Origin of the sequence: Amycolatopsis sp. NBC_00438 (assembly GCF_036026695.1) — a bacterium.
In the GTDB taxonomy this organism is placed as follows: Bacteria; Actinomycetota; Actinomycetes; order Mycobacteriales; family Pseudonocardiaceae; genus Amycolatopsis.
The window spans coordinates 9,964,006-9,986,650 of the sequence record NZ_CP107923.1 but is presented as its reverse complement, the minus strand read 5'-3'; the positions used below and the strand labels follow the sequence as shown (position 1 = coordinate 9,986,650).

Here is a 22,645-nt window from a genome sequence, read left to right as displayed (position 1 = left end):
CGGCTGGACCCCGAGGATGCCGCCGAGAGCACCCGTCACACCAGGGCATTCTCACTCATTGAGAGATTGTCCGCGAAATACCGCGCGCCGCGGCGAGCAGGGCCGGGATCTGCGCCCGCGCGTTCCGGCCGGTGGGCACGATCACCGACAGCGCCGCGGCGACGTCGCCGGCCGGCCCGCGCAGCGGCACGGCGATGCCGGTCGTCTCCTCGTCGATGAAGCCCGCGCAGTACGCGTAGCCGTCGCGCCGGACGTCGGCGAGGAACCGCCGCAGCCGCGCGGGCTCGGTGAGCGTGGTGCGCCGGTACGCCGGCAGCGGCCCGGCCAGCACCTCTTCCCGCAGCTCGGCGGGCGCGTGGGCCAGCAGCACGAGCCCGGACGACGACGCGTGCAGCGGCAGCCGCCCGGCCACCCGCGTCACGTTGACGACCGCGCCGGGCGCCGAAAGCCGCTCGACGAACAGCACCTCACGGTCCTCCAGCACGGCGAGCTGCGTGTGGTGCCCGACAACGGCGTGCAGGTCCTCCATGAACGGCAGCGCCGCTTCCCGCAGCCCGAGTGTCGGCGACGCGCGCGACGCCAGTTCCCACAATCGGACGCCCACCCGGACCCGCCGGTCGGGATCACGCCGCAGCCAGCCGTGCCCGACCAGCTCGTCGATCAGCCTCGACGCCGTCGCGACGTGCAGGCCGGCACGCCGCGCGACGTCCGACACGCGCAGCGCCGGCGTGTCCGGCCCGAACGTCTCGAAGACGCGGACGACGCGCGAAATCACGGACTCGCCGTGGGCCGGTCTCACCACGTCAGGCAGTGTGCCCCACCCGCCGGCGGGGCACACCGCGACGCGTCACGGCAGGGCGTTCAGGAACGGCTCGTGGCTGTTCTGGAACTCCCAGTTGTAGTACTTGTCCCAGTTGATCGACCACGTCATCAGCCCGCGCAACGCCGGCGACGCGCCGCCGCGCAGCGTGTACGAGCCGCAGCCGGTGCCCTTGGCCAGGCAGGTCACCGCCGTCTGGACGACGGACGGCGCGAGGTAGCCGTTGCCGGCGCTGACCGCCGCCGGCAGCCCGACCGCGATCTGGTCCGGCCGCAGCCCCGGGAAGAACTGGCCGGTGTTCGCCACGCTGAAACCGGCCTTGAGCATGTCGCCCATCGCGATCGGGAAGTCCGCGGCGCCCATGTTGTGGTACTGGTTGTCCAGGCCCATCACCGGGCCGGAGTTGTAGTCCTGGACGTGCAGCACGGTCAGCGAATCGCGCAGCGCGTGGATCACCGGCAGGTACGCGCCGGTCCGCGCGTCACCGCCGCCCGAGCCGCCGTAGAACTGGTAGCCGACCTGGACGAAAAACGTCTCCGGTGCCATCGTCAGCACAAAACCCGCGCCGTACCTGGCTTTCAGCGACTTCAGAGCGGAGATCAGGTTGACGATCGACGGCGTGGTCGGGTTGTGGAAGTCCGTGTCGCCGGCGTTGAGCGAGAGCGAGTGGCCCTCGAAGTCGACGTCGAGGCCGTTGAGACCGTACTTGTCGATGATCGCCGAGACGGAGCTGACGAAGGTGTCGCGCGCGGCCGTCGTGGTCAGCTGGACCTGGCCGTTCTGGCCACCGATGGAGATCAGCACCTTCTTGCCCTGCGCCTGCTTCGCGCGGACCGCGGCGATGAAGTCGGCGTCGCTCTCGACGTTCGGGCACTCCGCGACCGAGCAGCGGTTGAATCGGATGTCGCCGGAGGTCACCGACGTCGGTTCGCCGAAGGACAGGTCGATGATGTCCCAGGCGGCGGGCACGTCGGCCAGCCGGACGTAGCCGGAGCCGTTCGCGAAACTCGCGTGCAGGTAGCCGATCAAGGAGTGCTTCGGCAGGCCGGTGTCGACGCAGCCGGTGGTGCTGCCGGTGGCCGCGGCGGTGCGCGGCGACTCGCCGGCGGTGTTGTACGCGGCCACGGCGTAGCTGTGCGTCGAGCAGGCGGTCAGCCCCGTGAGGGTGGCGCTCGTCCCGGTGACGGTCGTGCGGAGCGTGCTGCCTTCGTAGACGCGGTAACCGGTGACAGTGCCCGCGCTCACGCCCCAGCTCAGGGCGATGGACGAGGTCGTGACGGCGCCGACCGACGGCGTCCCGGGTGCTCCCGGCGTGCCCGGCGTGCTGCCGCCCGGGCCGTCGAGGACGACGTCGTCGGCGTAGTAGGTACCCGCGCCGTACCAGCCGTGCAGGTAGAGCTGGGCCGACGTCTGGCCCGCGGCCGAGGTGAACGACAGCGAAAGCTGGTTGTAGGCGCCCGCGTTGCCCGACCAGGTCGACGCGCCGCCGGTGACGCCGAGGTAGACCGGGTTGCCGCGGACCCACGCGGACACGGTGTACGTCGTGTTCGGCAGCACGGACACCGTCTGCGCGCACTGGGCGTAGTCGGAGCCGGCCGGGGTGGCGGCGAGCGCGTAGCCGCCGGAGTGCACCGGCGTCGCCACGGCTGTGCCGCCCGAGCACGTCCAGCCCGACAGCGAGCCGGCCTCGAAACCGGGGTTGGTGAGCAGGTTGGCCGCCTCGGCGGTGCCTCCGCCGGCCACCAGACCGGAGAGCGCCAGCGCGAGGGCGGCGAGTGCGACGGAGAATCTGGAACGCCTCATCGGGTCCTCCAGTGGGGACGCGGTAGCACCGCGGAGAACCATATTGTCTAGACCACTGAGTGAAATGTCCAGACCAACTCGTCAGCAACCGACCAACAGCCGCGCCACCAGGCGGGTGCGCGCCGCGCCGGCCCGGTCGACCACCTGGACGCTGCGCCACCCCGGCGGCACCCGGTCGGCGAGCAGCTCCTCCCGCCACTTCCCGGTGCGGCGGACGTGCCGTTCGAACGAGCGCGGCCGCACCATCCGGCCCCGGCTGCGCTGGCCTTCCAGGGCCTGCTCGGCGGTGGCGTCGACGAACAGCAGCCGCATCGAGCGCCCGGTCAGCCTCCCGACCAGGGCGAGCAGCGCGCGGGTCGACGCCCGCGTCGACGGCTCGTGGACGACGAGCGGCCCGTCGGCGGCGATGGCCCGCCGGACGATCCGCAGCCGGTGCCCCGCGTGCACGAGCGGCCGGTACCAGCGGTAGGGCACCGCGTCCGGCAGCACCGTCGCCAGCCGCGCCCGGACCTGGTCGGAGTCGAGCACCGGCAGCCCCCCGGCCGCGTGCCGGAGCATGGTGGTCTTGCCCGCGCCGGGCAGCCCGGCGACGACGAGCAGGTCACGCGGTCCGAGCTCGATGACAGTGGGCGCGCTCATGTCCCGACAACGCCCGATCGAAGGTAATGGTTCCTTTACCTTCGACTCCGGTCCGTGACGGGGACGGTGACCGTCCGCACCGGCCACCCCGGCGGCGGGGCAACACCACTCCGCGGTGGGACCGGTTCTCACGTCCCGTGTCCGGCGTCACCCACTCGCCTGAAAACCCATGCGTGCCAGGGCATTCGACGGCCCGGAAACCGCTTCGGGTGAAGATCCTCCACGCCTCTTCCCGGCGTCTCGAAAATCCCTATCTTCTGGAAGGGACGCCACGGCCAGAACAGGGGAAAGGCACCATGACCCAGTCGCTGGAACTCCCACTCCAGGAATACTGTCTCGATTGGACACTCACCGGCGACGACGGCGGCCGGGTCGAAGTCACCCTCTCCGGTCAGGTGACCCTGCTCGACAACAACCGGTTCTACAAGATCGACGGGGTCGTCTACGTCGCGCAGGGCGACGCCGACATCCGCGCGGTCGGTAACCCGCGGCTGTCCGTGCGCCGCAACGGCGTCGAGAAGTCCGGCCGCCAGTGGGGCTGGGAGATGTGCTCGGCCCGCAAGAGCCTCGGCGCGCTCAGCACGATGGAGGGCTACTTCGTCCGCACCGGCTACTGGGCGCCCGCCGACCGCTCGATCCAGCTGAGCATGTGCGCCGAGCTCGGGTGGAGCCGGCGCAAGACCTACAGCCCGAACGTCACCGTGCGGATGATCGACTGATCTCTCACCGACCGAGCACAGTGGACTTGCGCCGGGCCGCCGCGACGACGAACCCGGCCGCGACGGCGCCCGCCACCGCGCACCCGGCGCCGAATCCTGCCGCCGGTTCGTGCACCCGCAGTACCGAGACGCACAGCCACACCGCGGCGCCGAACAGGACGCCGAGCACCGGCCCGGCGACCAGCGCGCCCCGCCCGCGGTGGCCGTTGCGGATGTTCCGCAGCACCGACTCCAGGTAGGCGAGGGCGAACAGCGCCAGGATGAGGCTGCCCGCCCCCATCGCGCTGGCCAGCGGGTGCTGCGAGGTGAGCAGCGTGAACGTCTGGGTGACGGTGCCGGTCTGGATGGTCGCGGTGACCGCACCGCCGACGATCCACCGCGCCAGGCCCGGCAGCTCGAGCTGCGCGGTGAAGCCGTTGCCGGCGGCCTTCGCCGTCGTCTCGGCGGACCCGAGCGGGATCCCCGCGGCGGCCAGGTCGAGCGCGACCCGGCCGGGGTTGCCGGGGCCGGTCACCGTGAGCGGTTTGCTCAGGTCCACCTCGACCGGCGCCGACACGGGCGCCCCGCCGACGACCAGCGTCGGCGACGCCTGGTGCGGCAGCCGTTCCGGGGTGAGCAGAGCGAGCACGACCAGCGCGATGAGCGCGGCGGCCGCGGCGAGCCGGAACCACAGCGTGGCCGCGTTCGACGGTGCTTCTTCGGCCACCGGCTGTTGCTGCTGCGGGATGCGCGTGGCCGACAACGTCGGGTCCGGCCCGGGCCGCTGGACCGGCCGCGTCCGGGCGTCGGCCGGCGGGGCCGGCGCGGTCGGCGAGTTGAGCCCGGAGATCACCCGCGGCGTCAGGTGCAGCACCGGCACGCCGGCGCGTTCGAGCCAGCCCGGGCCGTAGACGGCGGTGGCGGCGCCCGCGAGGTCGGCCGCGAACGACTCGGCCTCCCGGTAGCGCGACTCGGGCTCGCGCGCGAGGCTGCGCATGATCACGCCGGCGATGGGCATCGGCACCCCCGCGATCGGCCGCGGGTCGGTGAACATGTGCTGGCGCATCATGCTGATCGCGCCGCGGGTGTTGTCGAACGGCAGCTGCCGGGACAGCAGTTCGTAGAGCACGGTGCCGGCCGCGTAGACGTCGGCCGCCGGGCTCAGCGCGTTGCCCATCGCCTGCTCCGGCGCGATGTAGGCCGGGGTGCCGAGGATTTCGCCGCCGTGCGTGACGAGCGTGGCGCCTTCGCTGATGACGCGCGCGATGCCGAAGTCGGCCACCTTCATCACGCCCTGCGTGCTGAAGAGCAGGTTCCGCGGCTTGACGTCGAGGTGCAGCACGCCCGCCCGGTGCGCCGCGTGCAGCCCGGCGAGCATCGCCAGGCCGATCGCGCACGCCTGCTCGCCGCTGACGCCACCGCCGTGGAACCGGCTGTGCACGGTGCCGCCGTCGAGCCGTTCCATCACCAGCAGGTGCTCGCGCCCGGTGCGGACGTAGTCGTACACCGGCACGATGTGCGGGTGGTCCAGGCTGGCCAGCACCCGCGCCTCGCGGTCGAACAGCTCGCTGCTCGCGGCGTGGTTGAGCACGTCCCAGGGCAGCTGCTTGATCGCGACGCTGCGGCCCAGCGTCCGGTGCGTCCCGGCGAACACGACACCCATGCCGCCTTCGCCGATCTCGGCGCCGATGTCGTACTGCGGGAGCGCGGCGATCAGGTCCGCGGGTGCGCTCATCGGGTGCGGTCCCGGGTCGCGGGGACGCGCATCCGGACGGTCTGGTCGCCAGTACCGTCTCTCGGGCCTTCTCCCGGGGTTTCGTAGGCGGGCTCCGGGGCCGGCTTCACCGGGTTGGGCGTCAGGTAGCCCAGCAGGAACGCGATCGCCGCGGCGCCGAGCACCACCGGGATCTCGATCGCCGGCTCCGGCGGGACCAGCCGCAGCACCGACAGCGTGATCACCGCGACCAGGCCGGTACCGAACCCGGCGGGCAGGAACCTCAGGCCGCGACGCCAGCGGTTGGCGGCCAGGCGGTGCCGGGCCAGCGCGAGCAGCGCCGTCAGCCAGGCCAGGATCGTGAGCACGAGCATCGCCAGGCCGAAGACGCCGTAGACCGACCAGAAGGAGCCGCGGACGTCAGCGACCGTGGTCGCCTCGCCGAGCGTCGCACGCCCGGCGTCGAGCAGCTCGACCGACGACGGCAGCAGCCCGGTCGCCTGCCCGGACAGGTCACCGAGGTCGAGCACGAACGTCCGGCTCACCTTGCCCCGCGCCGGCACCTCGAACGGCGCCGTCGTGTCGTAGGCGAAGAAGGTGAGCGCGAGAGCGACGCCGGACACCCGCACGCTGCGGACCTTCACCGGCGCGTTGCCGGTGTTGGTGGCCACGACCTCGAGCTTGACCTGGCTCGCCGGGTCGATCGGGACGGTGGCGTCCGCGATCGGCCGGTCGTCGATCGACACCTGCAGTCCGAGCGAACCCGACTCCGCCGAGGCGGGCGGTGCGCCGAGCAGCACCGCGCACAAACCCAACGCAACCCCCGCCGCGATGACACGTCCCATTGGGCATCCCCTACTTGCGTAATCCGACTGGTCCGGAATGCTACAGCGAGCACACACCCGGGGAGGGACGTTCCGATGCGTTACGTGGTTCGGTTGTTTTTCGGCGCGCTGGCCGGAGCGTTGCTCCTGGTCCTGTTCGCATTCGGCGCCAGCGCACAAGTTCCTCCTTCGGTTGGTTTGAAACCGTCGAGCGGACCCGCGGGCAGCTCTTTCACTATTTCCTGGAACGGTTTCCCGACCTGCCGGGTCATCAATTTCTTCTGGGCGGGCAGTTCCCTCGGGTCACAGGTAGCCCCGAAGGTCAGCGGCCAGTTCCCCACGGCGGTCCCCGCCGGAGCGAAGCCGGGTTCCTACACGGTCACGGCCACCTGCACGAGCCAGAAGGAGACGGCCAGCGGCACGTTCGTCGTCACCGGGGTCACGACCACCACCCCGCCGCCACCGGTGACCACGACGCCGGTCACGCCGCCACCCGTCACCACGCGGCCGTCGAAGCCCGGGGGCCCCACCACCACCCCGCCGTCCACGACGACCACCCCGCCCACGACCACGAGCACGCCGCCGACGTCGACCACCCCGACGACGCCCGGCACCCCGCCCGCGACCACCAGCACCGCGCCGAAGCCGGGTGAGCTCGTCCTGGACCGGCCGAGCGTCCAGCCCGGCGACGAGCTCTCGGCGTCCGGGCGGGGCTGCGAGCCCGGCCGGATGGTGACGCTGACGGCCGACGGCGCCGAGGTCGGCTCCGCCTACACCGACAGCACGGGCGCCTTCACCGCGCCGGTCGAGTTCACCCGGATCGAAGCGGGGCCGCACACGGTGGTCGCCGAGTGCGGGGTGCGGCTGACCGGCACGGTCGACCAGGTCGTGACCCGCTCGTCCGGCGGGCAGACGAGCACGCTGGTGATCCTGGTGTTCTTCGTGCTGGCCGGCATCGCGGTGATCCGTTTCCCGTAAGCGCCCCGGTTGACATGCAAAGGTCCTGATGGACGAGGTGTCCAAGGCGCCGGCCGATCCCAGCGGCCGCGCTGGTCATGACGTCCCGGGGAAAGCACCGATGAACGAATTCGCGTACACGACCTACATCAGCACCACTCCGGAAAACTCTGGCGTTTCCTTCGAGACGGACTGGGAAAAAGGCTCGCCGATGACCTGGACGGAAAGCGCGCGAAAACGAGCGACCCGGAACAGGTCGTCCTCGAATCCGATCCCTACCGCCGGCTCTCCCGCACCTGGCACACCTTCACCCGGGAATGGGCGAAAGGCCACGGCTTCGACGACAGCACGACCCTGTCGATGTGCAGCCAGGGGCCGGCCCGCGCTGCTGTCAAGCCTGACGACGCTCCTGGAGACCGGCGTCCCGCTTCCGTGATCATGACTTACCGGACCAAAAAGACACATCAGGCACAGTAGAACGTCTGAATCCTCCCCTTTTCGGGAGCGTGGTGTTGAAGTCCCGGTGAATTTCCTACTCTCGGCGCCCTCCGCAGTGGTTTTCCGGGCGTTAGGCTCGCATGATCCGTGACCGGAATGGTCCGATCGAGTGACGGGAGAGCACGCGTGCCGGGGTCTGTGCGTACCCGCTGGATCGTGGCGGTGGCCGCCGTCGCCGTCGTGGCCGGCGCGGTCGTGGTGCTCTGGCCGCGCGACGCCGAGGCGCAGGATCCGGAGATCGCCGTGTCGCGCTCGTCGTGCGGCACCGGCTGGTCGGCCCCGAAGCCGGGCCCGCAGACGTTCCGCGTGCACAACACCGGCTCGGTGACCGCCGAGGTCGACCTCATCGACCCCGCCACGGGCGTGATCTACGGCGAGGTCGAGGGGCTCGGGCCGGCGACCACCCGGCCGTTGCAGGTCAACCTGGGCAACGGCAGCTACGCGTTCCGCTGCCTGCCCGAGGACGCGGGCGCGATCGTCGGGCCCGTCGCGCAGGTCAGCGGCGGGGCCGAGCGATCCGGCCCCGGTGTCGCGCCGGTGACGCACAACGACCTGCTCGGCCCGCTCAAGGCGTACCAGGCACACGTCACCACCGGCCTCGGCGAGCTGGTCGCGAACACGGGCGCGCTGAAGAACGCCGTCCACGGCGGCGACCGCACCGCGAGCGAGACGGCGTGGCTGACCGCGCACCTGACGTACGAGCGCCTCGGCGCCGCGTACGACGCGTTCGGCGACTCCGACGGCGCGCTCAACGGCACCGCCGACGGCCTGCCGGGCGGCACGTCGGACGAAGGGTTCACCGGCTTCCACCGCCTGGAGTCCGGCCTCTGGCACGGCGAAGACCTCGGCGCCCTGGCCGGCGTCGCCGACCGGCTGGACACCGACGCCCACACCCTGCAGACGTCGTTCGGCGACAGCCAGGTCGACGGCAACGACCTGGCCCTGCGCGCGCACGAGATCATGGAGAACACGCTGCAGTTCGAACTCACCGGCCGCACCGACTACGGCAGCGGAACCACCCTCGCGACGGCCCGCGCCAACCTCGACGGCACCCGAGCGGTCCTCGACGTCCTGCGCCCGCTGCTGACCCCGCGCTACCAGCAGCTCCCCAAGCTGGACACCTGGCTGACCCGCACCCAGACCACGCTGGACGCCGCTCACCGGCCCGACGGCACGTGGACCCCGCTGGCCCAGCTGGCCCCGAAGCAGCGCCAGAAGCTGAACGCGGACGTGAGCGAGCTGACGGAACTACTGGCCCCGATCGCGGCGATCGCCGAACCGAGGAGGGTCTCGTGACCCGCCGGCCTCGTTGCCTTGCTTCGCGGCGGGTCGCCGACGGCGCGAAAGCCGAACTGCCGGCGCCGACCACCGCCAAACCGAGGAGGGTCCCGTGACCGACCAGCCTCGTTGTCCCGTGCCGCACCCCGCCGCTGCCGTGGAACAGGCCTCGCCTCTCCGGGTCACCGCCGCTGGGCTGCCTCGGCGTTCCTTCCTGCGCCGGGCCGCGATGGGCGCGGGGCTGACCGTCGCCGCCGGGGCTGGGCTCGGGGCCTCCGCCGCCGTCACCGACAGCACCTCGTCCGTTCCCTTCCACGGTGCGAACCAGGCCGCGATCCTGCGGCAGCCGCCGACGCAGACCGTGGTCGCGTCGTTCGATCTCGTCGCCGAATCGAAGGCCGAGCTGACCGAGCTGTTCCGCGCGATCACCGACCGGGCGCGGTTCCTCACGGGCGGGGGCGCGCCGGCCTCGCTCGGGATCACCGGGCCGCCCGCCGACTCGGGGGTGCTGGGGCCGGTCGTGCCGGGTGGTGACCTGGGCGTGATCCTCGGCGTCGGGTCGTCGCTGTTCGACGACCGCTACGGCCTGGCGAAACTCAAGCCCGCCAAGCTGAAGCCGATGACGATGTTCCCGAACGACGCGCTGGACCCGGCGCAGTGCCACGGCGACCTGAGCCTGACCCTTTCGGCGAACGCCACCGACACCGTGCTGCACGCGCTGCGCGACATCACCCGCGCCACCCGCGGCGGCATGCAGCTGCGCTGGCGGCTGAACGGCTTCAGCTCGCCGCCGCGGCCGTCCGGCACACCGCGGAACCTGATGGGTTTCAAGGACGGCACCGCGAACCCGGAAGGGTCCGAACTGGACAGTCTCTTGTGGACGTCCGGCGGCGGCGAACCCGCGTGGACCACGGGTGGCAGCTACCAGGTCGTCCGGCTGATCCGGATGCTGGTGGAGTTCTGGGACCGGGTCTCCCTCGCCGAACAGGAGAACATGTTCGGCCGGCGCCGCGACACCGGAGCGCCGCTCGACGGCACCGACGAGAAGGACGTCCCCCGCTACGCCGACGACCCGATCGGCACCGTGATCCCGCTGACCAGCCACATCCGCAAGGCCAACCCGCGCACCCCGCAGACCGGCAACAGCCGGATCCTGCGCCGCGCCGTGAACTACGACCGCGGCGTCGACAGCAACGGAAACCTCGACATGGGCCTGCTGTTCGTCTGCTACCAGCAGGATCTGGAGCGCCAGTTCGAGGCGATCCAGACCCGGCTGACCGACGAGCCGCTGACCGACTACATCTCCCCGTTCGGCGGCGGCTACTTCTTCGCGCTGCCGGGCGTCACCGGCCCGGACGACCACTACGGCCGTTCCTTACTGACCTGATTGCCGTTCCCCACCACCAAGAAAACCAGGAGGAATCCGAAGTGGACACCCGACCCCGCCGGCGACGGCGCGGCCTGCTCGGCGCCGGGGCACTCGCCTCGGTCGCCGTGCTGGCCGTCGTCACCGGTTCCGCGGCGACCACCGCGGAAGCCCAGCCGCTGCACCCGTTCCCGGCGCAGTGGATCCCCACCTCGACGCCGATCAAGCACGTCGTGGTCATCTTCGGCGAGAACATCGCCTTCGACCACTACTTCGGCACCTACCCGAACGCGGCGAACACCGACGGCACGCCGTTCCAGGCCGCGCGCAACACCCCGAAGGTCAACGGCCTGGACCACAAGCTGCTGACCGACAACCCGAACGCGTACAACCCGAAGCGGCTCACGCACGAGCAGGCGATGACCTGCGACCAGAACCACAACTACGGCGCGGAGCAAGCCGCTTTCAACGGCGGCAAGATGGACAAGTTCGTCGAGAAGACCGAGACGGACAAGTGCACCGGCCAGCCGGTGCTGTTCGGCGAGCCCGGCCTGGTGATGGACTACTTCGACGGCAACACCGTCACCGGCATGTGGAACTACGCGCAGCACTACGCGCTGAACGACAACTCGTTCGACACGAACTTCGGGCCCTCGACCCCGGGCGCGCTCAACCTGATCTCCGGCAACACGCACGGCGTCCAGGCCGTGAATTCGGTGACGCACGAGCCGGTCAGCGACGCGTACGCGGTCCAGTCGCCGGACGCGAACGGCGTCGGCACGATGATCAACGACCCGGACCCGGCGTGGGACGACTGCGCGGACAAGAACCACACGAGCACGGACAACCTGGCGACCATGCACGGCCGCAACGTCGGTGACCTGCTCAACCAGCGCCACGTGACGTGGGGTTGGTTCCAGGGCGGCTTCCGCCCGACCGGCTCGGCCAACGGTTACGCGGTCTGCGGCGCCACGCACACCAACGTCGGCGGCGCCGCGGTGGTCGACTACAGCCCGCACCACGAGCCGTTCCAGTACTACCCGTCGACGGCGAACCCGAAGCACCTGCCGCCGTCGTCGGTCCAGGCGATCGGCCAGACCGACCGCGCGAACCACCAGTACGACATCGCGGACTTCAACGACTCCCTGCAGGCCGGCTCGATGCCCGCGGTGAGCTTCCTGAAGGCCCCGGAGTACCAGGACGGGCACGCGGGCTACTCGGACCCGCTGGACGAGCAGCAGTTCGTGGTCAGCGAAGTCAACAAGATCCAGCAGTCCCCCGACTGGCGCTCGACGGCGATCGTCCTGGCGTACGACGACTCGGACGGCTGGTACGACCACGTTTCGTCGCCGGTGATCAACGGCTCCCACGACGCTGCGCAGGACCAGTCGGTCTGCACGGCCAAGCCGTCGGTCCTGGGCGGCTACGCGGACCGCTGCGGCTACGGCCCGCGGCTCCCGCTCCTGGTGATTTCGCCGTACAGCAAGGCGAACCACGTCGACCACACGCTGACGGACCAGACCTCGGTGCTGAAGTTCATCGAGGACAACTGGTTCGCCGGCCGGATCGGCGACAGCTCGTACGATTCCCGGGCGAACTCGATGTCGAACATGTTCTCGTTCTGGTGGCCCCAGGCGGGCAAGCTGACCCTGGACCCGAAGACCGGGGCCGTGGCGCACCGGTAGGTTTTGGTGTTCGACGGGCTCGTGGCCGGTTGGCCGCGAGCCCGTCTTGCTGTTCCGGGCACGGGCGGTCGGCAGCTGGGCCTGGGCCGTGGTTTTCGGGACCGCCTCGTGGAGTCCCGTCGGGTGGCCGGTGGTGTTGCGGAGGATGGCGACGATCGCGCCGGTTGCGAAGAGGCCCGCGACCAACGGCTGCGACACGAAAGCGCGCCCCGGCGAAGGCTTCCCGCCTGGCCGACGAGGAGCGCCACCGGCTCGCTCTGACCGCCTGCCACCATTGGTTTGAGCACCTCTCCTCCGGGCTCGGAGGGTGCCCAGCCATGGACACGACCGCGCTGCACAGTGCCTACGGCAAGCTGTTCGACGCGGCGGCTGCGCTCGCGCCCGCCACAGCAACGCTTCCGCGCAACGGATCCGGGTCACCAGCTCACCGACACGGTCGGCTAATGCCACCGCGTCGGCTTGCCACATCCGCTCGTCGTCCACACCACAAACACTAACCCGGAATCGAACACCCGTTCATCACACGATCAGGCGAAGAACGGAGAGTCACGGACGCACGGGGTCCAGGTCCCAGGCCAGCGTGACCACGGTCCCCTCGTCGCCGGATGAGATGTCCGCTCGGTCGGCGCTGGCCCTCAGCAGCAGCAATCCCCGGCCCCGCAACGAAACCGGGCGGGGGTCGGGGACCGGGGTGCGCCACCGGCCGTGGTCGGTGATCACCACTTCGACGCGGTCGGGGTGGATCGCCGCGTCCAGGTCGACCAGGCCGGAGCCCGCGCCGTGGTACGCGTGGTCGGCCACGTTCGCCAGGGCCTCGTAGCTCGCCAGCACGATGTCCTGGGCGCGGGACGGCTCCACTCCCGCGGCGAGGACCCACGCCGTCAGGTCGTGCCGCAGGCGCCGCAACGCTTCGGGCGCGGCTGCTACGCCGTGACAGCGGAACGGGGCCGCCGACCCGGCGGATTCGTGCATCGGGTTCGCCTTTCTGCCCGGCCCGGGGCCCGCGGGGCCCGTCACTTCCGGAGGGCTTCGTCGACCGTCGGGTGGACGCCGATCCAGGTGTCGAGCCCGGTGGTCGTCAGGGGTCCCGACGTCACCGGCGAAACACTCACCACCCGCAGCGCGCGCTCCGCCAGTTTGCGGTGCGCGGCCGCGAGCACCTGCAGACCGGCCGAGCAGAAGAACGTCACCGCGCTCAGGTCGACCACCAGCACTTCGGGGCCTTCGGCGAGCACGGTGTCGACGACTTCCTCGAAGTCCGGTGCGCTGAGCAGGTCGATTTCGCCCGCCACGCGGAGCACGGCGGCCTGGCCGCGCCAATCCAGCGTGGCCGAAAGCTCGGTGGCGGGGAGATCCCGGGGGAAAGAGCTCACGGCCACTCATCGTGCCTCAATCGGCGCCCCGGCGCCAACGCCCGCCTCAGCGGTGCGGCAACTGCACCACGGTGACCCAGAAGTCGTCGATCTGCCGGACGACCTCGACGAACTTCTCGAAGTCGACCGGCTTGGTGACGTAGGCGTTGGCGTGCAGGTCGTAGCTGCGCAGGATGTCCTCCTCCGCCTCCGACGTCGTCAGCACGACCACCGGGATCGTCCGCAGCGCCGGGTCCTGCTTGATCTCGCCGAGCACCTCACGGCCGTCCTTGCGGGGCAGGTTGAGGTCCAGCAGGATCAGCCCCGGCCGCGGCGCGTCCGCGAACGGGCCCTCGCGGTGCAGGAACCGGAGCGCCTCGACGCCGTCGCTCGCGACGTGCAGCGCGTTGCGGATCTTGTGGTGCTCGAACGCTTCCCGGGTCATCAGCACGTCGCCGGGGTCGTCCTCGACGAGCAGGATGTCGATCGGTGCCAATGCCTCGCTCATGCGCCCCCAACTTCCTCGTCGCCGCGCTCGAGCCGCGCGGGCAGGGTGAACCGGAAGGTGGTGCCGTCGGCACCGGTTTCCGTGTCGAGCCAGATCCGGCCGCCGTGGTACTCGACGATCCGGCGGCACATGGCCAGCCCGATGCCGGTGCCCGGGTAGGCGCTGCGGGAGTGCAGCCGCTGGAACAGTGCGAAGATCCGGTCGGCGTACTCGGCTTCGATGCCGATCCCGTTGTCCCGCACCGCGAACACCCAGTCGTCGCCGTCGCGCTCCGCGGTGACGCGCACCTCCGGCGGCGCTTCGCCGTGGAACTTCACGGCGTTGCCGATGAGGTTCTGGAAGACGGCCGTCAGCAGCGCCGGCTCGACGCGGACCTCCGGCAGGTCGTCGTAGGTCACCTTGCCGCGGTTGAGCGAAAGCGCGACTTCCAGGTTCGCGACCGCGCCGTCGACGAGCTCGGCCGCGGGGACCACGACGTGCTCCCCCGGTTTCCGGCCGACGCGGGAGAACGACAGGAGGTCGTTGATCAGGCCCTGCATGCGCTTCGCGCCGTCGACGGCGTACTCGATGTACTGCTCGCCACGCTCGTCGAGCAGGCCCGCGTACCGCCGTTGCAGCAGCTGGCAGAAGCTGGCCACCTTCCGCAATGGCTCCTGCAGGTCGTGCGAAGCGACGTACGCGAACTGCTCCAGGTCGGCGTTGGACCGCTCCAGCTCGCGCGTCCGCTGGTCCAGGAGCCCGTGCGCGCGCTCCAGCTCGGCCACCTCGTCGAGGATCCGCTGCCGCATGGCCTCGACGTCGCTGCCGAGCTGGACCAGCTCGCTCGGCCCCTCGCCGCGGACCGGCCGGTGGATGTCCTGGTCGGCGACGTGCCGGACCTCGCCGGCCAGCCGCAGGATGGGCCGGGTGATGACGCGGCGCAGGCCGAGGAACAGCAGCACGAACAGCAGCACGATGAGCACCGCGACGGCGATGAGCATCGCGGTCAGGAAGTTCGCCGCGCCGTCGAGGTCGGCGCGGCCTTCGGCGCGCAGCGTCGCCAGATGTGCGGCCTGGGCGTCGAGGGCGCCGCGGACGGCGTCGAACTGGGTCCGGCTGCGGTCGGCCTGCGCCGGGGTGACCGGCGGCGCGGCCGGGGTGAGGGTGGGCGCGACCGTCGCCTGCCAGGTCGACGCCGCCCGCAGCACGCGGTCGAGGTCGTCGCCGATCTGCGTGCCCGGCGTCGCGCCGAGCTGCCGCAGCTGGGCGACGGCGTCACCCTGCGAGCGGACGCCGTCGGTGTAGGGCGCGAGGAAGTCCGGCTTCCGGCCGAGCTGGTAGCCGCGGACGCCGGTCTCCTGGTTCAGCAGCGCGGTCGACAGCTGGATCGCGGCGAGCCGCTGGGCGCCGATCACGTCGAGCAGGCGGTTGCGGGCGTCGGTGAGGTTGCTCAGCGCGATCCCGCCGCCGGCGAGGGCCGCGAGCAGCAGCACCGCCTCCGCCACGGCGAGCAGGGTCAGCCAGCGGCGGATCGGCCAGCCACGCACAGTGCCGGTCATCGGCCGGTCTCCCCAGGGATGTGGTTGAGCAGGGCGAGGGCGACGTCGTCGTCCAGCGGGCCGGAGTTGAGGCGTTCGGCGCGGGCGATCAGCTCGTCGAGGAGGGCCCGGCCGCCCAGGCCGCCCTGGTGCCGGATGTCGAGCACGAGCTCGGCCATCCGCTCGTGGCCGAGCCGTTCGGAGCCGGCGCCGACGCGGCCTTCGAACACGCCGTCGGTGTAGAGCAACAATGACCAGCCGGGGTCCAGCGGCACGTCGAGGGCCTCCCACTTGGTGCCTTCGACGACGCCGAGCGGGACGCCCAGGCGTTCGCCGGAGAGCAGGTGCCCGTCGCCCGGGGTGAGCAGCAGCGGCGGCAGGTGCCCCGCCAGCGACAGGCGCAGGGATCTTCGGTCCGGCGCGACGACGACCATGCAGACCGTCGCGAACAGCGGCTCGATCCGCTCGTGCACCAGGACCCGCTCGACCATGCTCAGCACATCGGGCATCGGCAGGCCGGCCATCACCAGCGAGCGCCACGCGATCCGCAGCGCGACGCCGAGCGCGGCCTCGTCCGGGCCGTGGCCGCAGACGTCGCCGATCATCATCTGGACGCTGCCGTCGGCCATCTCGATCGCGTCGTAGAAATCGCCGCCGAGCAGGGATCCGTTGCGGCCAGGCCGGTAGCGCGACGCCAGTTCGAGGTGCGGGTCGCGCAGCAGCGGGCTGGGCAGCAGGCCGCGTTCGAGCCGCGCGTTCTCGCGGGCGAGCAGCTGCTGCTGGAGGAACTGCTGCTCGACCTGCTCGGCGCGCTTGCGTTCGCGGGCGAAGCGCAGGGCCTTGACCAGAAGCGGGCCGTCGACCTGGTCCTTGACGAGGTAGTCCTGCGCGCCGGCGGCGACCGCGGCGACGCCGGTGGCCTGGTCGTGCTGGCCGGTCAGCACGACGACCGCGACGCCGGGCGCGTGCTGGGCGAGGCGGGTGAGCCCGCCGAGTCCCATCGCGTCGGGCAGCTGGAGGTCGAGCAGGACGCAGTCGGCGGTGAGCGGCGTGGCGAGGGCGGCGGTGAGGGTCTCGACGCGTTCGAGCGCGACCGGCACCGACGTGTCGGCGAGCATCTCGTCGACCAGCAGCGCGTCGCCGTCGTCGTCCTCGATCAGCAGCACGCGCAAGCGGGTGCGGGGATCCCACGATGAGTCGTGCGCGGCGGTCACCGGCTTCTCCCGTTCAGCGGCACCTTCAGGCGATCACCCTAGCGGCACCGGTCTCGGCCGCCTACGACCACACGGCCCCGGCAGGGGTAGCGATTTATAGCACCCCGCTGTCCCGCCCGGTGCATAACGGTTCGGCTCGAGGCGGTCCCGTTACCCGGGTTTCCGCGCCTACGCTGCCTTTATGTCCGAGCCGCCCGTTCCGGTCCGGCGCGCGGCCGTCGCGTGGTGGGGTGCGACGGCGTGCTGGTTCCTCGGCTCCCTGCTCGGCCACCTGAACGGCGGGCACGCCACGCCGGGCCTGGGCGCCGGCGGCACCGGGGAGCGCGACGCGCTGCTGGCGGCGACCTTGCCGACGCCGGTCGCGGTACTCGCGTTCGTGATCGCGGCCGGGTTGTGGGCGTCGCTGGTGTACGGCGTGTACCGCGGTGCCGGATGGGCGCGCGTCGTGCTCGCGATCGCCGGCGCGCTGGGCATCCTGGACGTCGTGCTGCAGCTGTTCGCGCTCGTCGCGTCGTCCGCCCGCGACCCCGGCGACCTGCTGCGGGGCCTGGCGTTCCTGATCGCGCTGGGCCTGGCGATGGCGGGGTTCACGCTGATGTTCCGCACGGACGCCGCACCGTATTTCACCCGTCACAAGGCGCCGTAGAACCTCCGGTGCGCCTCGGCCGCCGCCGGCCAGGTGAACCGCCGGGCCAGCGCGCGCCCCGGGGCCGGATCGGTGCCCGCCATCGCGGCCCGCAGCTCCCGTGCGAAGCCGGGCGGGCCGGCGGCGAAGCGGGCGACGTCGCCGAAGACCTCGCGCAGCACGGGCAGGTCGCGCGTCACCACCGGCACCCCGGCGGCCAGGGCCTCCATCGCGGCCAGCCCGAAGCCCTCCTTGGTCGACGGGAACGCGAACACCGCGGCCGACGCCATCAGCGACGGCAGCTCGTCGTGCGCGACCGGGCCCAGGACGTCCGGTTCGACGCCCAGTTCGGCGGCGCGTTTCTCCCAGCGCGTGCGGTAGTCGCGGTAGTCGAAGAGCGTCTCGCCGCCGGCGATGACCAGGCGGAGGTCCGGTTCGGCCAGCAGCGCGTACGCCTCGAGCAGGTCCAGCGAGCCCTTGCGCGGCTCGATTCCGCCCACCGCCAAGACATAACGTCCTCGGCCGGTATCCGGGCGGGCGTTGGCGAAGCGGTCGTAGTCGACGCCGTTGGGGATCACCGTCGCCTCGATGCCCCAGCCGTCGCGGACCTCCGCCGCGACGGAGGCGGACACGCAGAGGTGCGCGTACGGCCGGACGATCGCGCGTTCGTGGCAGGCGGCCAGCTCCGGCGTGGTGAAGGTGTCGAGGTGGTGGATCGTGCGGACGCAAGCGTCGACGGCGTTCGCGCTGATGCAGTCCTGCGCGTGGACGACGTCGTAGGCGTCCGGGGTGAACGCCGCGCGCAGCACCGCGATCGAGCGCAGGATCCGCTCGCCGACGCTCTCGCCGGGGACGTCCGGGAAAGGCACGATCGACAATCGGACAGCGGGGTCGACCGGCCGGAAGAACCCCGTGTCGCCGCCGCGGCCGAGCGTCCACACCGTGACGTCCTCGCCGAGCGCCGCGAGGGCTTCGGCGAGCGCAAGGGTGTGCACGACGCCGCCGCGGGGTTTGGTCGAGTAGCTCAGCAGGGCGATGCGCATCAGGCCTCCCGGTAGACCTCGGGTTTCCGTTCCCCCAGGTGGTGCAGCACGCGGCGGGCGTTCGCGAGTTCCTGTTCAACGTCCAGTTCGGCGACCGCGATGCCGGCCTTGGACCAGGTCCGGGCCAGGATCTCGCCGCCCGGGCCGACGACCTTGGCCTGACCGAGGAACCGCATGCCGCCCATCGCGCCGGTCTGGTTGGACGACACGAGCACGACCTGGTTCTCCGCGGCCCGCGCCTGGTCGTAGAGGTCGAACAGCCGCGACTGCCGGTCCTGGGCCATCCGCGGCGCGCGGTTGGTGATGCTGGTCGGCCACGCGCTCAGGCAGGCGACGATGTCCGCGCCGTCGACGGCCAGCGAGCGGGCCGACTCGGGGAACGTCTTGTCGTAGTCGATCAGCATGCCGAGGCGCCCGACGGGCGTGTCGAACGCGGCGAACTCCGCCCCCGGCTCGTACGCGATGCCCTCCCCCGGCGGTTGGTGGACCTTGCGGTGCCGGCCGAGGACGCCGTCACCTGTGACGCACACCGCGGAGTTGTAGCGGCGCGGCCCGTCGGCCTCGCAGTAGCCGACGCACACGACCATTTCCGCGGCCAGCGACTGGATCGTCTTCAGCTCCGGACAGCCGGGGTCGAGGGCCGGCGGGAGCGCTTCCGGGTCCGGATGGCGCAGGTCGGCGAGATACCCGCCGAGGGCCGCGTCCGGCAGCACCAGCAGCGCGGCGCCGGCCGAGCGCGCGTGGTCGATCAGCGTCGCGATGCGCTGCAGGTCGAAGTCGAGGTCGCGGCCGAAGTGCGCGGCGACGGCGGCGATCCGGATCTGCCCCATTCACGGGACACTAACGGGGTAGGCGTCCGGCCGTCTGTCCGCCAGGTGCCCCATCGACCGGCGCGCGGTGGACAGCGCGGCCTGGACGTCGAACTCGGCGATCGCCATCCCTTCGGCGACGCCGGTGTCGGCGACGATCTCGCCACCGGGGTCGACGATCTTCGCACCGGCGACGAACCGCAGGTCGCCGAAGGTGCCGGACTGGTTGGCCGAGACCCAGACGATCTGGTTCTCCAGCGCGCGGGCCCGGTCGAAGAGGTCGAACCGGCGTTTCCAGCGATCCTGCGCCAGGTCCGCCGCCGCGTTGGTGCGGCTGCCGGGCCACGCGCTCATGCACACGACCACCTCGGCGCCGTCCAGCGCGAGCGCCCGCGCGGATTCGGGGAAAGCCTTGTCGTAGCAGATCATCATGCCCAGGCGCCCGACCGGCGTGTCGAACGCGGCGAACCCGCGGCCGGCGCCGTAACTGGCGTTTTCGGCCAGCGGCTGGTGGACCTTGCGGTGGTTGCCGAGGACACCGTCGCCGTGCACGCAGACCGCGGAGTTGTAGCGCCGGCCGCCGGCGAGTTCGCAGTACCCCGCCGTGACGACGAGGTCGCCGGCCAGCGCGGCCAGCCGGGCTATCTCCGGGCCGTCGACGGCCAGCGCGGGCGGGCCTTCGGCGCCGCCGTCGAGGTTGGCGAGGTAGCCGCCGAGGGCCGCCTCCGGCAACGCCAGCAGCCGCACGCCCTCGGCCTTCGCCTCGCCGATCAGCTTCTCGATGCGCGCGAAGTCGCCTTCGAGGTCGCGGTCGAACGGCGCGGCGACCGCGGCCATCCTGAGTGTGGTCATGAGTTCCCCAATCCGGTGACGCCGCCGTCGATGGCGGGCGTCGTTTCGCCGTCGGGCCAGCGCAGCGTGACGCCGGTGCCGTCGACCAGTTCGCCGCAGGCCGCGATGACCGCCGGCCCCGCGGGCGCGGGTCTGCCGGTGGTGAGCATCGCGAAGCCGGGGAAGCAGGTCAGCCAGTCCCCTGTGGACGCTCCGCGCGGCCGTGGGACCTTGTCGACGTCCAGGACCGCGCCGCAGCCGGACGCTTCGGCGAGCATGCCGAGGGTGCCCGCGATGCCGGCCATCGAGACGTCCTTGGCCGCGCTCGGCCGCGCCTTCGCGACCGAGCCGAGCAGTTCGCGCAGCTCGGGCGTGCGACGGAAACTCGTCGAGTCCCATTGACGTCCGGTGTAGCCCGGCCGCCAGCCGCCACCGAGGTCGGCGGTGAGCCAGACCCGCTCACCGGGCTTGCCACCACCCCCGGGCACCGGGTGTTCGGTGCGCCCCAGCGCCGTCACCGACAGGGAAGCCGGGACGCCGAACTGGGTGTGCCCGCCGAGTACCGGGACGCCGTACGCCTCGCTCGCCTTCCGCAGTCCACTGAGGACTCGCGCGGCGAACGACGCGTCCCGCGCACCCAGCGCGTCGAGCAGGCCGGTCGGCGTGGCGCCCATCGCGGCCAGGTCGTTGAGGTTGACCAGGACCGAGCACCAGCCCGCCCATTCCGGGTCGCGCTCGACCATGGAGGGGATGATCGCGTCGCAGGCCGCGACGACGTCGGTGCCGGGTACCGGGACGCCGTCGTCACCGACAAAGCCGGGCACGCCGGTCATTCCCCGCACCAACGGGCCGAGCGCGGCCTTGGTCGAGCGGGCCAGCGCGGCGATCCGGCCGATCGGCCAGCGCATGAGGACGTGGTCGTGACCGGCGACGGTCACCGGCCGCACGCGCTGCCAGCCGAGGCGGGTGAACAGGCGCTCGGTGCGCGTCTGGACAGTCGCCTCGAACCGCAGTGCGCCTTCGGCTTCGGCCCGCGCGCAGGCCGCGCGGACCAACGCCGAGCCGATCCCGGCCGGCGACCCGGGTGCGACGACCAGCCGTCCACCCTTCCACCAGCCGAGGTCGGGGCCGTCGGTGGCCGGGCCGAGGCGGACGCCGCCGAGCACTTCGCCTGCCGCGTCCCGCGCCACCAGGACCAGGGTGCGCGGGTCGGTGTCGTGGTCGTCGAGGTCGTGTCCGGCGAAAAGTCCTTGCCGGGCCACGAACGCTTCGTGACGCAACGCGCGGTACGCCGTCAGTCCATTGTGGTCGGCTTCGCCGATGTGGAACGCCGGGCGCGCCGCGACGCTGCGGACGTCACCCAGCAACGCGAGGATGTCGTGGTCCATCTCAGCCACCCGCCGCGCTGAGCAGGCCGCACGCGCCGCAGGCGGCACAGCCCGCACCCTGGTCGGCGCCGGTCATCCCGGCCGCCCGCAGCAGCGCGGCGATCCGGCCGGTGACGTCGGCGACCAGCGCGGGCGAAGGCGCGGTGGCGCCGTCCCGCCGGGCCAGCGTGCCGACCATCGGCCGCATCGGTACGGCGAACGGGTAGACGCCCATGTCGATCAGCCGCCCGGCACCCTCCACAAGGGAGTCCGGGTCCTCGCCGAGACCGATCAGCAGGTACGTCGACACGCGGTTGCGGCCGAAGACGCGGACCGCCTCCGCCCAGGCGGCTTCGTACTCCGCCATCGGCACGGTCGACTTGCCCGGCATCCAGCGCCGCCGGACGTCGTCGTCCAGCGACTCGACGTGGATGCCGATCGACGTCGCCCCGGCGTCCCTCAAGTCCCGGAGCACGCCGAGGTCGCCCGGCGGCTCGATCTGCACCTGGATCGGCAGGCCCGGCACGGCGTCGAGCACCGCGCGGACGCAGCGCACGAGGTGCCGGGCGCCGCGGTCGGGCCCGGACGTCGTGCCGGTCGTCATCACCATCTGCCGGACGCCGTCGAGCCGCACCGCTGCCTCGGCGACCTCCGCGAGCTGCTGCGGGGTCTTCGCGGCCACAGTGGACCCCGCCCGCAGCGACTCCTCGATGGTGCAGAACCGGCAGCGCTGGTCCTCGGTGTACCGGATGCACGTCTGCACGACCGTCGTCGCGAGGACGTCCTTGCCGTGCAGCAAGGCGATCTTCCGGTACGGTACACCGTCCGTTGTGGACAGATCGTAGAACCGTGGACGCCCGACCGGGGTGACGCTCAGGCCGAGGTCGATCGTCTCGCGGAAGATCCGGCCGTCCCGGACGACGTACGGGCTCTCGGGGTTCAGCGGTAGCGTGGCGTTGGCACCGTCGACCGCCAGGTGGCCGTCGTCGCTCGGCCCGGCGCCCTTGCTGCGTTGCACAGGTGCTTCCACACGCACTCCGCGGACGGCGATGTCGGCGCGGGTTTCCAGGTCTTCTTCGATGCCAACGCGCACACTG

The 22,645-nt window shown here is 71.8% G+C and carries 22 protein-coding genes and 1 pseudogene; 7 read left to right on the top strand and 16 right to left on the bottom strand.

Annotated features, from left to right (window positions below; all coding sequences use genetic code 11):
- Positions 1 to 55: 55 nt before the first annotated feature.
- The 3 genes from OG494_RS46265 to OG494_RS46255 all read right to left on the bottom strand — a co-directional run bounded on the left by OG494_RS46265 (position 56) and on the right by OG494_RS46255 (position 3,262).
- Positions 56 to 799, bottom strand: a complete 744-nt coding sequence (locus OG494_RS46265) for an IclR family transcriptional regulator (protein WP_328459226.1) — start codon at positions 797 to 799, stop codon at positions 56 to 58.
- 48 nt (positions 800 to 847) lie between these two features.
- Positions 848 to 2,623 (bottom strand): chitinase, encoded by a 1,776-nt coding sequence (locus OG494_RS46260; RefSeq protein ID WP_328449863.1) that lies wholly within the window; start codon positions 2,621 to 2,623, stop codon positions 848 to 850.
- Between the two features lie 81 nt (positions 2,624 to 2,704).
- Positions 2,705 to 3,262 (bottom strand): AAA family ATPase, encoded by a 558-nt coding sequence (locus OG494_RS46255; protein ID WP_328449861.1) that lies wholly within the window; start codon positions 3,260 to 3,262, stop codon positions 2,705 to 2,707.
- 296 nt (positions 3,263 to 3,558) lie between these two features.
- On the opposite strand from OG494_RS46255, the gene OG494_RS46250 reads away from it, so the two are divergent.
- Entirely contained in the window at positions 3,559 to 3,981 is a 423-nt protein-coding gene (locus OG494_RS46250) for a hypothetical protein (RefSeq protein ID WP_328449859.1), read from the top strand.
- Positions 3,982 to 3,985: 4 nt separating this feature from the next.
- On the opposite strand, the gene OG494_RS46245 is transcribed toward OG494_RS46250, so the two are convergent.
- From OG494_RS46245 to OG494_RS46235, 3 genes are all read right to left on the bottom strand, one after another.
- Entirely contained in the window at positions 3,986 to 5,695 is a 1,710-nt protein-coding gene (locus OG494_RS46245; RefSeq protein ID WP_328449857.1) for a serine/threonine-protein kinase, read from the bottom strand.
- A complete protein-coding gene (locus OG494_RS46240) occupies positions 5,692 to 6,519 on the bottom strand; it encodes a hypothetical protein (protein ID WP_328449855.1) in 828 nt (275 codons plus the stop codon). Before OG494_RS46240 ends, OG494_RS46245 begins: the two co-directional genes overlap by 4 nt.
- 350 nt (positions 6,520 to 6,869) lie before the next feature.
- Complete coding sequence (locus OG494_RS46235) at positions 6,870 to 7,133, bottom strand: hypothetical protein (RefSeq protein ID WP_328449853.1); 264 nt, start codon at positions 7,131 to 7,133, stop codon at positions 6,870 to 6,872.
- Between the two features lie 94 nt (positions 7,134 to 7,227).
- Here OG494_RS46235 and OG494_RS46230 point away from each other — a divergent pair, with 94 nt between their 5' ends.
- The 5 genes and pseudogenes from OG494_RS46230 to OG494_RS46210 all read left to right on the top strand — a co-directional run bounded on the left by OG494_RS46230 (position 7,228) and on the right by OG494_RS46210 (position 12,282).
- Positions 7,228 to 7,476: a hypothetical protein gene (locus OG494_RS46230; protein WP_328449851.1), complete on the top strand. Its 249-nt coding sequence runs from the start codon at positions 7,228 to 7,230 to the stop codon at positions 7,474 to 7,476.
- A gap of 94 nt (positions 7,477 to 7,570) precedes the next feature.
- Positions 7,571 to 7,891, top strand: a pseudogene (locus OG494_RS46225) (ArsR family transcriptional regulator); the annotation flags it as partial.
- A 188-nt stretch (positions 7,892 to 8,079) separates the two neighbouring features.
- Positions 8,080 to 9,249: an EfeM/EfeO family lipoprotein gene (locus OG494_RS46220; RefSeq protein WP_442874357.1), complete on the top strand. Its 1,170-nt coding sequence runs from the start codon at positions 8,080 to 8,082 to the stop codon at positions 9,247 to 9,249.
- A 211-nt stretch (positions 9,250 to 9,460) separates the two neighbouring features.
- Entirely contained in the window at positions 9,461 to 10,618 is a 1,158-nt protein-coding gene (locus OG494_RS46215; protein WP_328459224.1) for a Dyp-type peroxidase, read from the top strand.
- Between the two features lie 41 nt (positions 10,619 to 10,659).
- A complete protein-coding gene (locus OG494_RS46210) occupies positions 10,660 to 12,282 on the top strand; it encodes a phospholipase C (protein ID WP_328449849.1) in 1,623 nt (540 codons plus the stop codon).
- 546 nt (positions 12,283 to 12,828) lie between these two features.
- On the opposite strand, the gene OG494_RS46205 is transcribed toward OG494_RS46210, so the two are convergent.
- From OG494_RS46205 to OG494_RS46185, 5 genes are read right to left on the bottom strand one after another with little or no spacing between them, the layout of a single operon-like run.
- Positions 12,829 to 13,254: an ATP-binding protein gene (locus OG494_RS46205; protein ID WP_328449847.1), complete on the bottom strand. Its 426-nt coding sequence runs from the start codon at positions 13,252 to 13,254 to the stop codon at positions 12,829 to 12,831.
- Positions 13,255 to 13,295: 41 nt separating this feature from the next.
- Positions 13,296 to 13,655, bottom strand: a complete 360-nt coding sequence (locus OG494_RS46200) for an STAS domain-containing protein (RefSeq protein ID WP_328449845.1) — start codon at positions 13,653 to 13,655, stop codon at positions 13,296 to 13,298.
- A 46-nt stretch (positions 13,656 to 13,701) separates the two neighbouring features.
- Entirely contained in the window at positions 13,702 to 14,142 is a 441-nt protein-coding gene (locus OG494_RS46195) for a response regulator (protein WP_328449843.1), read from the bottom strand.
- Positions 14,139 to 15,680 (bottom strand): sensor histidine kinase, encoded by a 1,542-nt coding sequence (locus OG494_RS46190; protein WP_328449841.1) that lies wholly within the window; start codon positions 15,678 to 15,680, stop codon positions 14,139 to 14,141. Before OG494_RS46190 ends, OG494_RS46195 begins: the two co-directional genes overlap by 4 nt.
- A complete protein-coding gene (locus OG494_RS46185) occupies positions 15,677 to 16,873 on the bottom strand; it encodes a PP2C family protein-serine/threonine phosphatase (protein ID WP_328449839.1) in 1,197 nt (398 codons plus the stop codon). Before OG494_RS46185 ends, OG494_RS46190 begins: the two co-directional genes overlap by 4 nt.
- Before the next feature lie 181 nt (positions 16,874 to 17,054).
- Here OG494_RS46185 and OG494_RS46180 point away from each other — a divergent pair, with 181 nt between their 5' ends.
- Complete coding sequence (locus OG494_RS46180; RefSeq protein ID WP_328449837.1) at positions 17,055 to 17,519, top strand: hypothetical protein; 465 nt, start codon at positions 17,055 to 17,057, stop codon at positions 17,517 to 17,519.
- Here OG494_RS46180 and OG494_RS46175 read toward each other — a convergent pair.
- From OG494_RS46175 to OG494_RS46155, 5 genes are read right to left on the bottom strand one after another with little or no spacing between them, the layout of a single operon-like run.
- Positions 17,504 to 18,541: an MSMEG_0565 family glycosyltransferase gene (locus OG494_RS46175; RefSeq protein ID WP_328449835.1), complete on the bottom strand. Its 1,038-nt coding sequence runs from the start codon at positions 18,539 to 18,541 to the stop codon at positions 17,504 to 17,506. The two genes, OG494_RS46180 and OG494_RS46175, sit on opposite strands and share 16 nt — an antisense overlap.
- Positions 18,541 to 19,371: a carbon-nitrogen hydrolase family protein gene (locus OG494_RS46170; RefSeq protein WP_328449833.1), complete on the bottom strand. Its 831-nt coding sequence runs from the start codon at positions 19,369 to 19,371 to the stop codon at positions 18,541 to 18,543. The genes OG494_RS46175 and OG494_RS46170 overlap by 1 nt, the downstream gene beginning before the upstream one ends.
- Positions 19,372 to 20,202, bottom strand: a complete 831-nt coding sequence (locus OG494_RS46165) for a carbon-nitrogen hydrolase family protein (RefSeq protein ID WP_328449831.1) — start codon at positions 20,200 to 20,202, stop codon at positions 19,372 to 19,374. It abuts the gene before it with no gap.
- Positions 20,199 to 21,569 (bottom strand): MSMEG_0567/sll0787 family protein, encoded by a 1,371-nt coding sequence (locus OG494_RS46160; protein ID WP_328449829.1) that lies wholly within the window; start codon positions 21,567 to 21,569, stop codon positions 20,199 to 20,201. Before OG494_RS46160 ends, OG494_RS46165 begins: the two co-directional genes overlap by 4 nt.
- Before the next feature lies 1 nt (position 21,570).
- On the bottom strand, positions 21,571 to 22,641 hold the full coding sequence (locus OG494_RS46155; protein ID WP_328449827.1) for an MSMEG_0568 family radical SAM protein: 1,071 nt from the start codon (positions 22,639 to 22,641) through the stop codon (positions 21,571 to 21,573).
- Positions 22,642 to 22,645: the final 4 nt, after the last annotated feature.

Bases quoted from the DNA above. Each gene is read 5' to 3' on its own strand.
- OG494_RS46260 (WP_328449863.1), bottom strand. From the start codon at position 2,623: ATGAGGCGTTCCAGATTCTCCGTCGCACTCGCCGCCCTCGCGCTGGCG.
- OG494_RS46190 (WP_328449841.1), bottom strand. From the start codon at position 15,680: ATGACCGGCACTGTGCGTGGCTGGCCGATCCGCCGCTGGCTGACCCTG.
- OG494_RS46170 (WP_328449833.1), bottom strand. From the start codon at position 19,371: ATGGGGCAGATCCGGATCGCCGCCGTCGCCGCGCACTTCGGCCGCGAC.
- OG494_RS46230 (WP_328449851.1), top strand. From the start codon at position 7,228: ATGGTGACGCTGACGGCCGACGGCGCCGAGGTCGGCTCCGCCTACACC.
- OG494_RS46165 (WP_328449831.1), bottom strand. From the start codon at position 20,202: ATGACCACACTCAGGATGGCCGCGGTCGCCGCGCCGTTCGACCGCGAC.
- OG494_RS46195 (WP_328449843.1), bottom strand. From the start codon at position 14,142: ATGAGCGAGGCATTGGCACCGATCGACATCCTGCTCGTCGAGGACGAC.
- OG494_RS46160 (WP_328449829.1), bottom strand. From the start codon at position 21,569: ATGGACCACGACATCCTCGCGTTGCTGGGTGACGTCCGCAGCGTCGCG.
- OG494_RS46175 (WP_328449835.1), bottom strand. From the start codon at position 18,541: ATGCGCATCGCCCTGCTGAGCTACTCGACCAAACCCCGCGGCGGCGTC.
- OG494_RS46240 (WP_328449855.1), bottom strand. From the start codon at position 6,519: ATGGGACGTGTCATCGCGGCGGGGGTTGCGTTGGGTTTGTGCGCGGTG.
- OG494_RS46215 (WP_328459224.1), top strand. From the start codon at position 9,461: ATGGGCGCGGGGCTGACCGTCGCCGCCGGGGCTGGGCTCGGGGCCTCC.
- OG494_RS46250 (WP_328449859.1), top strand. From the start codon at position 3,559: ATGACCCAGTCGCTGGAACTCCCACTCCAGGAATACTGTCTCGATTGG.
- OG494_RS46255 (WP_328449861.1), bottom strand. From the start codon at position 3,262: ATGAGCGCGCCCACTGTCATCGAGCTCGGACCGCGTGACCTGCTCGTC.
- OG494_RS46245 (WP_328449857.1), bottom strand. From the start codon at position 5,695: ATGAGCGCACCCGCGGACCTGATCGCCGCGCTCCCGCAGTACGACATC.
- OG494_RS46205 (WP_328449847.1), bottom strand. From the start codon at position 13,254: ATGCACGAATCCGCCGGGTCGGCGGCCCCGTTCCGCTGTCACGGCGTA.
- OG494_RS46180 (WP_328449837.1), top strand. From the start codon at position 17,055: ATGTCCGAGCCGCCCGTTCCGGTCCGGCGCGCGGCCGTCGCGTGGTGG.